This is a genomic window from Azospirillum sp. TSH20 (assembly GCF_003115935.1).
In the GTDB taxonomy this organism is placed as follows: Bacteria; Pseudomonadota; Alphaproteobacteria; order Azospirillales; family Azospirillaceae; genus Azospirillum.
On the sequence record NZ_LGQU01000183.1, the window covers coordinates 1 to 6,111 of the forward strand.

At 63.6% G+C, this 6,111-nt stretch carries 4 protein-coding genes; 1 reads left to right on the forward strand and 3 read right to left on the reverse strand.

All coding sequences use genetic code 11. The features are described 5' to 3' along the window. The 3 genes from TSH20_RS33395 to TSH20_RS36025 all read right to left on the reverse strand — a co-directional run. Nucleotides 1-448, reverse strand: a 448-nt coding sequence (locus TSH20_RS33395; protein WP_146207509.1) for a tail fiber protein, incomplete at its 3' end; no start/stop codon positions are given. Between the two features lie 255 nt (nucleotides 449-703). Further along, entirely contained in the window at nucleotides 704-1,612 is a 909-nt protein-coding gene (locus TSH20_RS36020; RefSeq protein ID WP_247874556.1) for a hypothetical protein, read from the reverse strand. A 308-nt stretch (nucleotides 1,613-1,920) separates the two neighbouring features. Then, nucleotides 1,921-2,160, reverse strand: a complete 240-nt coding sequence (locus tag TSH20_RS36025; protein ID WP_247871515.1) for a hypothetical protein — start codon at nucleotides 2,158-2,160, stop codon at nucleotides 1,921-1,923. A gap of 226 nt (nucleotides 2,161-2,386) precedes the next feature. Here TSH20_RS36025 and TSH20_RS33405 point away from each other — a divergent pair. Further along, on the forward strand, nucleotides 2,387-6,111 hold a 3,725-nt coding region (locus TSH20_RS33405), incomplete at its 3' end, for an autotransporter-associated beta strand repeat-containing protein (protein ID WP_247874557.1).

The following is a 6,111-nucleotide window of genomic DNA, read 5'->3' on the forward strand; positions in this document are numbered from 1 at the left end:
TGAGGGAGCCGGCGTCGCTAACCTTGACGCCGCCGAGATAGTTGGTGCCGGCCGCCGGGGTCGGCAGATTGGCCTGCGCCGTCGAAATTGGGATCGACACATTGGCGTTGATGGTGGAGGTGGAGGAACCGCTGCCCGGCGTAAAGGTGGCGTTGTGCGTGTGCTGGGGCAGATTGGTCAGATTCAGCGTGCTGCTCGCCGTACCGCTGAAGTTGCCGGGATTCAGGGTCGTGTTCAGATACGGACTCGCGCCGGCACCGACAAGGACGCGGCCGCGCAGATCCGGCAGATTGAAATAGGTTCTGGCATCGCCGCCATACAGGTTGTAGACGATCGAAAACAACGCCTGATTCTGCTGTACGGCTATTTGCTGTCCTTGGCATTGGGCCGTGCCCTGCGGGGCGAATGTACCGGCGAACGGGAAAATCAGGCCAATATAAGCGTCCATGGAGAAATCTCCGAACCGATTGATGCCGAATTATAGCGAGCGGCGACGAGCGCCCACCGGTTGAAGCGGAGGCTCCTGCCCTGGCAAGGTAGAAAGAATAATAATATATTCTCTGGAAGCGTTAGTATATCAGCTTCACCAAGATAAAAGATTGCCTTTTAGCAAACTCTAACAAGCAGTGAGACATACTCTTGTATGATTAACATACTGCTGTATGTGTGTATTCGGGAAGTTTGGAATGATATAAAAGGGATTTTATGACAGATTTGAAACTTTGAGGGAATATTTGACGAGATACTGCAAAATGGAGCATGTGCTTCGCCATACGGTCGCGCGAATCGGATAAAACGGAAAAAGGATTTCGCAACCCTGAGATTTCACATCGTTGTGCGAAAATGCAATTAGGTGGTACCTTCCCTCCGATTTCACACTTATGGATAACCGCTTTCGGCATAAAGTTGGGCGGTGCGGTGAATGTCGGGGAGAGGGGCTATGGCGCGCATGCGTGGTGCGAAGGGCGTTGGCGGGAACGGTGGCTCCGGCAAGACGCGCAAACCGTCTTCCCCCATGTTCGCAATGGCGCTGGAACCGCGCTTCATGTTCGACGCCGCCGGCGTAGCGACGGCAGCCGATCCCACGACAGCGGTTCAGCCGGATATTCACACCGACACGGCGGCGACCGACCACGACGCGACGAAGACGGCGTTCGCGGATGTGGTGGCACCCGCCGCCTCCGCTCCAGTGACCGATGCGGTGCCGGCTCCGCAGGTCCTTCGTGAAGTCGAACCCTTCACGAACGGCGGGCGGAAGGAGGCGGTGTTCATCGAGCAGAACGTTGCCGGTTGGCAATCCCTGGCGGAAGGGGCGAAGGCCGGGGTGGAGGTCGTGCTGCTCGACTCCTCCCAGGACGGCTTGTCGCAGATGGCCCGATGGGCGGAGACGCATCAGGGATACGACGCCATCCACATCGTGAGCCACGGCAACGAAGGTTACGTGAACCTTGGCGCGTTGACGCTGGACAGCCAATCGGTGCAGGCGAGGGAAACCGATCTGGCGGCAGTGGGAGCGGCGCTCACCTCGGACGGCGATCTTCTTCTTTATGGATGCCAAGTCGCAGGCGGCACGGGAGAAGCCTTTCTCTCCGCCATGGCGGAGGCGACGCATGCGGATGTTGCCGCATCGACCAACAGCACAGGCCCAATACAGCAGGGCGGGGATTGGGCGCTCGAACGGACAATTAACCATATCGAAGCGTCGAATCCGTTTACAAGCGAGGCAACGGCTTCTTTTTCCACAATGCTGACGGCGCCGTTGACAGGCACCACAATGACCTTTGGCACAGCTTCAGGAACGTCGCTCACCGGCCTAGCGACCAATGCCAGTGTCGATGACTTTTATGCTGACGGCACCTCCATATCCCAAAGGAGCGGTCTCAACGTATCCGTAGTCAGCAGTGGAACCCGTTCGATCAGTTACAGCACTTCCGACTCCACGCAATCTGGCATAGTCGGAATCGGCGACGCCGCCCTTTTGATTGGTGGCGGCAGCGGATCCATGAGTAGTGTAACTTTTGCGAGCAACGATTTAAGCTCATTTGGACTTTCTTCGTTTGACTTTTTATTTGATTTACCAATAACGGCCAAAAATACCGCAAACGCCGCAACAATTGCCGTGACTGTTACGGCCACAAAATCCGACGGTGGAACCGCCACTTTTTCCAGCAACTACATGGAGGAAACAAAGCATTCTTTGGATTTTACATCCATATCTGATTTTAGAAATATTAAGAGTTTTACGATTTCTTACGCGGCAAGCCCTGTAAGATTGATGTTTGACGACCTTCTTCTTGCTCCGACCGTTACAGGACCATCCAACACCGCTCCCGTCCTCGACAACAGCAAGACCCCCGTCCTAAGCGGCGAGAACCAGTCTGTTGCGGTGAACGCGCCCAGCGGGACCGTCGGCACGCTGGTGTCGTCGTTGATCGACAGCGGCGGCGCATTGAGCAACGTCACCGACGCCGACAGCAGCGCCTCCACCGGCATCGCCCTGACCGCCGTCGATGCGTCCAACGGCAGCTGGTACTACACCACCAACGGCGGCAGCAACTGGAGTTCGGTCGGCGCCGTCACGAACACCAGCGCCCTGCTCCTGAAGGCAGACGCCAATACCCGCCTGTTCTTCAAGGCCAACAGCGGCTATGCCGGCACGGTCAGCGACGCCGTCACCTTCCGCGCCTGGGACCAGACCAGCGGCACCGCCGGCAGCACGGCCGACACCAGCACCAACGGCGGCGCCACCGCTTTTTCCACCGTCACCGACGCCGCGAACATCACCGTTACCGACGATGTCACGCCGACGGTCACCGGCGTCACGTCCAGCACCGCAGACGGCACCTATGGCGTCGGCAGCACCGTGTCGATCCAGGTGACCTTCTCCGAAAACGTGACGGTCACCGGCACGCCGCGGCTGACGCTGGAAACCGGCACCACCGACCGGACGATCGATTACGTCAGCGGGACGGGCACCAACACGCTGACCTTCACCTATACGGTGCAGGCCGGCGACACGTCGTCCGACCTGGATTACCAGTCCGCCTCCGCCCTGGCGCTGAACGGCGGGACGATCAAGGACGCGGCCGGCAACGACGCGACGCTGACCCTGCCGGCGACCGGCAGCGGATCGTCGCTGGGCGGGTCCAAGGCCCTCGTCATCGACACCGCTCCCGCCATCACCTCCGCCACCTACAACGCCAGCACCAACACGCTGGCGGTGACCGGCACCAACATCGGCAACGGCGACGGCATCGACATCACCAAGCTCACCCTGACCGGCGAGGGCGGCAACAGCTACACGCTGACCAGCGATTCCTCGGTCACCTCCACTCCCAGCTCCAACAGCTTCACCATCACGCTGGGGTCGACCGACCAGGCCTATGTGGAGGGGCTGCTGAACAAGAACGGCGGCAGTTCGCAGGGGGCGACCACCTACAATCTGGCGGCGGCGACGGGCTGGGACAGCACGCTGTCGGCGGCGGCGGACAGCACCGGCAACGGCATCACCGTGTCCAACACGCAGAAGCCGGCGATCACCTCCGTCAACTACAACGCCTCGACCGGCGTGCTGACGGTGACCGGCACCAATCTGGTCCACCAGCCGGGGGCGACCAACGACATCGACCTGTCTAAGCTGACCATCACCGGCCAGGGCGGGTCGGGCGGCGCCGTCTCCCTGAGCGGCGCGGTGGAGATCACCAGCGCCACCGGCTTCTCCGTCACGCTGACAGGGTCGGACAAGACCAATCTCAACGCCCTGCTGAACAAGGACGGCACCAGCGCCACCGACAACACCACCTACAAGATCGCCTCGGCCGACGACTGGAACAGCACGATCTATGGCGACATCTCCGATTCCACCGGCGTCGGCATCACCGTGTCGGGCCACAACTCCGCCCCGGTCGTCAGCGATCTGAATGGCGACACCAAAAGCTGGGCTGGGGTGGGGGGAACCGTTTTCCTTGACAGCTTCAGCGGCAGCACGGGCATTGCCAGCGTCAGCGACGCGGAGAACGACACCGCCAATTGGGGCAACGGGTCCTTGACCGTGCAACGCGCAACCGGCGGCGCGTGGTCGGCGGACATGTTCGCTTTCAGCACCATCTATTTTGTCGACACGCCGACGGACGCGACCCATGGAACGCTCCGCTACTACACCCAGAACTCTGGCGAGTCCTTCGCCAGCTACACCAACGCCAACGGCGTGCTGACGATCACGCTGAACAGCGCGGCGACCACGGCCATGGTGTCGTCCCTGTTCAGCGGCATCACCTATCGCAACGATACGCCAGCCGGCGACGCGACGATCCGCTTCACCCTGGACGACGGCCACGGCGCCAGCACCACGGCCGACGTGACGGTAACGACCGACTATATCTACGTCACCGGCACGGGCGACGGCAGCACCGTCGACGTGACCGACGGCGTCGGCCTGCGCGAGGCGGTCGCCATCGCCAACGGCCAGGCCGGCACCCAGACCATCGTGTTCGGCAGCGGGCTTGCCAGCGGCAGCATCTCGCTGGGCTCCGATCTGGCGATCGGCGAGACCATCACCTTCGACGCCGACGCCGCCAGCGGCCTGACCATCAGCGGCGGCACCATCACCGTGTCGTCGGGCAAGACGCTGACGCTGACCAACGGCAGCAGCGACACGCTGACCATCGCCAGCAAGATCACCGGCAGCGGCGCCGTCACCAAGACCGGCGCCGGCACCCTGACGCTGACCGGCGGCAACGACTACAGCGGCGCCACCACCGTCAGCGATGGCACGCTGACGACCAACGGCGGCATCGGCGATAGCAGCGCCGTGACGGTGGCGTCGGGCGCCACGCTGGAGTTGTCCGGCGCCGAGACCATCGGGTCGCTGGCAGGATCCGGCAGCGTCACGCTGGGCGGCAACACGCTGAGCGTCGGTGGCGACAACACCAGCACGAGCTTCGACGGCATCGTCAGTGGCACCGGCGGCCTGTCCAAGTCCGGCACCGGCACCCTGACCCTAACCGGCACCAACAGCTACACCGGCGCCACCACCGTCAGCGCCGGCACCCTGGAACTGAACAGCAGCGGCGGCACCGCGCTCGCCGACAGCAGCGCCGTGACGGTGGCGTCGGGCGCCACGCTGAAGCTGTCGTCGGCGACCGAGACCATCGGTGACCTGCAGGACAGCGCCGGCACGCTGGCGCTGGGCGCCAACGCGCTGACCATCAACCAAACGAGCAACAAGACCTTCAGCGGCGCCATCACCGGCACCTCGGCGTCCAGCCTGACGCTGAGCACCAATGCCGGCTCCACCAGCCTGACCCTGTCGGGCACCTCCAACAGCAGCGGCTTCGCCGGCGGCATCACCGTCACCAACGGTTGGCTGGTTGTGTCCAGCGACAGCAACCTGGGCACCGGCACCCTGACGCTGAACGGCGGCACCCTGCGGCTCTCCGCCACCACCGCCACCATCGACAACGCCGTCGCCATCGGCAACAACGGCGGCACGGTCAGCGTCGCTCCCAGCGGCGGCAACCTCACCCTGTCCGGCGCCGTCAGCGGATCAGGCACCCTGACCAAGGCCGCCGGCGGCAACCTGACCCTGTCGGCCGACAACAGCGGCTTCAGCGGCGCCTTCACCATCAACGCCGGCACGGTGACGGTCAGCAACGCCAACGCGCTGGGCAGCACCACCGGCGGCACCACGGTGGCGGACGGCGCCGCACTGGCCCTGTCGGGCGGCATCACCGTCGCCGAGAACCTGACCCTGTCGGGCAGCGGCGTTTCGTCGGGCGGCGCGCTGATCAGCGCCAGCGGCACCAACACGGTCAGCGGCACCGTCACGCTGAACGCCAACGCCACCGTCACCACCACCAGCGCCCTGACCATCAGCGGCGTGGTCGGCGGCGCCAACGCCCTGACCAAGGGCGGCAGCAACACGCTGACCCTGTCGGGCGACAACACCTATACGGGCGCCACCACCATCAGCGCCGGCACGCTGGTCGCCGGGCACAGCAACGCGCTGGGCACCACCGCCGGCAGCACCACGGTGGCCAGCGGCGCCACCCTGGCCGTCGCCAACGGCGTCACGCTGGCGGAGAACCTCACCGTCTCCGGCAGCGGCGTGTC

Coding starts and splice junctions, on each gene's coding strand:
- TSH20_RS36020 (WP_247874556.1), bottom strand. CDS start 1,612: ATGCGTCGCCTCCGCCATGGCGGAGAGAAAGGCTTCTCCCGTGCCGCC.